Origin of the sequence: Streptomyces sp. NPDC005899, from assembly GCF_040629645.1 — a bacterium.
In the GTDB taxonomy this organism is placed as follows: Bacteria; Actinomycetota; Actinomycetes; order Streptomycetales; family Streptomycetaceae; genus Streptomyces.
Genome location: NZ_JBEXWB010000475.1, coordinates 1 through 3,853 on the forward strand (window position 1 = coordinate 1; position 3,853 = coordinate 3,853).

Annotated in this window: 2 protein-coding genes; both read left to right on the plus strand. The window is 74.7% G+C overall.

Annotated features, from left to right (window positions below; translation table 11 throughout):
- Positions 1-184: 184 nt before the first annotated feature.
- Complete coding sequence (locus ABZ371_RS30115) at positions 185-2,209, plus strand: ATP-binding protein (protein ID WP_358685534.1); 2,025 nt, start codon at positions 185-187, stop codon at positions 2,207-2,209.
- A complete protein-coding gene (locus ABZ371_RS30120; RefSeq protein WP_358685536.1) occupies positions 2,203-3,741 on the plus strand; it encodes a hypothetical protein in 1,539 nt (512 codons plus the stop codon). Before ABZ371_RS30115 ends, ABZ371_RS30120 begins: the two co-directional genes overlap by 7 nt.
- Positions 3,742-3,853: the final 112 nt, after the last annotated feature.

Genomic DNA, 3,853 nt, shown 5'->3' on the forward strand with positions numbered 1-3,853 from the left:
GCGGCCCGCCGGCAGCCCGCGCGCCGGCCGGCCGGGACGCCGGAGTGGGCGGGCGCGCGCCAGACGCATGGAGGGCGCCCTCGATGGGCATGGGTCCAGCGGGAACCGGATGCGAACGTCCCTGTGACGCAGGGGAGTTCCGGCGTTCCGCAGGGGGCGTCGTCCGGTCGGCGGGGGGAGCTGGATGGCCGACGACAGAGCGGGCGGATCAGAGCGTGACATTGCCGTGCGCCGGCACGTGGCCGCGAGTCTGAGCCGGCCGCAGGGGCCGCTGCGCACCCTGCCCGCCCTCGTGCTGCTGGGTCCGCGCGGCAGCGGGAAGACGGCGCTCACCGCACATCTGCGCCGGTGGGGCCGGCGTGTACCGCTGGCGGGCATCGATCTGGAACCTGTCGGCGACCGGGGCGGGACGCCCATCGACGTGCTCATCGAGCTCGCCTTCCAGCTCGGCGCACACCACGACGGCGTGCCGCAGCTGGGCTTTCCGGCGCTGGGAGCGCTGCTGGCCGCCGTCGGCACGGCCGTGGACGCGCGCGACCGCGACCGCGCCGTCCGTGAGATGGCGGAAGCGCTGCGGGCGGGGCGTGCCCGGGAGCACTCCTACGAGGAACTGCAGGGCATCGTCGACGGGGTCGCGCAGCTGGCGGGGCTCGGACTGCCCGGCTGGAGCTCCGTCGTCATGCCGCTCGTCCAGGGCGGGTTGCGCCTGAGGCTCGGGGTGCGGCTGCGCCGGCGCCTGGGCGAGACGTCCGCCACCGGCCCGGGGCGGGGCGCGACGGCCGACTTCCTGGTCGGCGTCAACCGGCTCTACCACGGCTACCCGGCCCAGCGGGCCGAGGCCGAACGGGTGCTGCTGGACTCCTTCCTGGCCGATCTGCGCGGCGCCTACGCCACGGGCCGCGCCGACCGCCTGCGGACCACGCACTGCCTGGCCCTCCTGGACAACGCGGACTCCGCCGTCGGCGAGGCCTTCCTCACGCTCCTGCTCGACTCCCGGGAACGCTCCGGCCGCCCCGATCCGCTCCTGGTCGTCGCCACGGCACGCAGGCGTCCGGAGGCGCTCGTCCGGGCGGAGACGGGCAGCGGGCACCGCCCCGACTACCGCGAGAGCTGGCCGCAGCCCGGGGAGTTCCGGCCGCTGGCCGCGGGCGGGCTGACAGGCGGGCAGTTGCGCGACCTGAGCCGCCGCGAGGTGGAGACGCAGGCCGGTGCCATGCTCGACACCCTGCCCGCCGGTTCGGTCCTCCCGCGCACCGACAACGCGGTGCAGTGGCTCGGCTGGCTCGTGTACGAGCTCACCCGCGGCCACCCGGCGGGCACGGCCGCCGTCCTGGACACCCTGCGGCGCATGCCGGCCGGCCTGCCCTGGGACGAACGGGTGCGCCAGTGCCTCGCCCCGCTCGACGGCAGCGTGCAACCGGTGCCCGGCCTGTCCGCCGGTTCCCGTCTGCTGGAACTGCTGCTGCGGGACTGCTCGGCCCAGTTGGCCCGGCTGATGCCGCGGACGGCCGCCGCGGTCACCCTCGGCCGGGCCGAGACGTGCGAGGCGCTCTGGGAGGGACAGGAGCCCGTGCTGCGGGAGTTCGTCAGCTACTCCGCGGACGAACTGCGCACCGTGCCCGACCCCGACGAGGGGCTCCCCGCACTGCACCGCCTGACCCGCTTCCTGCTGCTGCGCCGCCTCGACGGGGCACACGGGGGCGAGGAGGACCCGGGTACGTGGGCCGGGGCGCACCGGGCGCTGCGGGCGTCGGCCGTGGCCCGCGGCGACCTGCGCGCCGTCGCGTACCACGACCTGGCGCTGGGAGACCTGCCGGCGGCCGTCGACTACCTGCGGGACCGCTTCGACGAGACGGGCGCCGACGAGTGGTGCGCCGACCTCGCCCGGCTCCAGCGCGCCCCGTGCCGTTGGGACGGTGCTCCGCCCGAGCCGGCCCGGGACCGCTACGAACGGCTCGTGGGTGTCGCCGAGGGCGACGCGGCCCGGCGGGCGATCACGCGGCTGCTGGCCGCCGGCTGGGTCACGCCGCTCACCCGGCCGGACGGGGCGGCACAGCCCTACGGGGACCCGCTGGGTGATCCGTACGCGGAGCTGTACCCCGACATCGTCGAGGAGTTCCTCACCCTGCGCCGGCCCATCGGCGACGAACACGACCGCCATGTGCTGTTGCGCATGGCCCAGCGGTACGAGAGGAAGCCGTGGTGGTAGACAACGACGACGACGCGTTCGTCCCCCCGCGCCCGCCCCGCCGCAGGGCGCCGTGGGTCGCCGTGGGCGTGCTCGTCCTGGCCGGGGCGGTGTGGGGTGGCGCGGAGGCGTACCGGGCCTGGCAGCACAACCGGGTGGAGTGCGCGCCGGGCATCTCGAAGCAGGGGGCGCGCGGGGAGTGCATCGGCGTGACGGACGGGTCGTTCGCCTTCGACCCGTCGCTCAAGGACGTCGTGGGCAAGATCAGGGCGGAGAACGCGCGCGTCGAGAGGTCGGGCAAGGCGTACGTCTCCCTCGCGTACGTCGAGCCGCTGACCACCGTCAAGGGCGAGGAGGAGGCCAAGTACGGGCTGCGCGGTGAACTCGTGGGCGCCTATCTGGCGCAGCGCGAGCTGAATGACCCGGACCTCGGCGCGGGCCGGGGGGACCTGCCGCAGATCCGCCTGCTCGTCGGCAACCTCGGGCTCCGCTCCGAGCAGTGGAGGACGCTGACCCGCGACCTGGTCGAGATGTCCCGCGACGACAACCACCTCGTCGCCGTGGCCGGGTTCGGCCAGAGCCGCGGCGGCACCCGGGCCGCGGTGGACGCCCTGCGTGAGGCGGGCATCCCGATGATGGGCGCGACGGTCACCGCCGACAGCCTCTCCGACACCGCCGACCCCGGCTTCTTCCGCACCTCCGCTCCCAACCGGGACCAGGCGCGGGGCGCGGCCGTCTACCTGATGGCCCAGCAGCGGAAGGACCCGGACTTCAAGGTCGCCGTCATACGTGACCGCAACGAGGACGACATCTACAACACGTCCATCTCGAGCGCCTTCGCCCAGGCGGCGGCGAGCCGCGGCCTGCGGACGGAGGGGGCGCCGCTGGAGTTCCTGTCCGGTGTGGACGGGGTCTCCAACGCCTTCTCGTCGGTCGCCGACAAGGTGTGCGACCTGAAGCCCGACGCGGTGTTCTTCGCCGGCCGGGGCATCAACATCCGCAACTTCATCTACTCCATGTCGGCACCGGACCGGCGCTGCCCCGTCACCCTCGTCACGGGCGACGACGCGGTCGGCGCCTACTACGGCTCCCTGGAGAGCGAGTCGCGGCGCGAGAAGTTCCGTACGGAGTGGGCCGACAGCAGGGTGACCGTGCTCTACACCTCGCTCGCCCACCCGGCGCTCGCCGGGAAGCTCTACGCGGCGGCGAACAACCCGCTGCCGGACTTCCTCTCCCTGTACCGCGCCGAGTTCGGCGGGGCGGCCGACGACACCATGCAGGTCCTCCAGGACGGCCAGGTCATCATGGGCCACGACGCGGTCTGGACCCTGGGCGTCGCCGTACGCAACGCGGCGGGGCCGGACGGCAAGGGCCAGGTCAACACGGGCGCCACCCTGCAGATGCTGCTCCAGCTCAGCGGGAGGTCGGCGGTGTCCGGCCTCAGCGGCCCCATCTCCTTCGCCTCGGACGGCAATCCGGACGGCAAGCCGATGGCGCTGGTACGGATGGAGCCGTCGGGCGTGTACACCTTCCGGGCGGTGCTGCGGCCGTAGGACGGGCCGGGCGCCCACCGCCGGTGGGCGACGGGCTCAGTGGCCCCCGAGGCCGTCGGAGCCCCGGCGCGCGCCGGTCACGGCGGGCCGTGGTCCCTCGTGGTACGCGCGT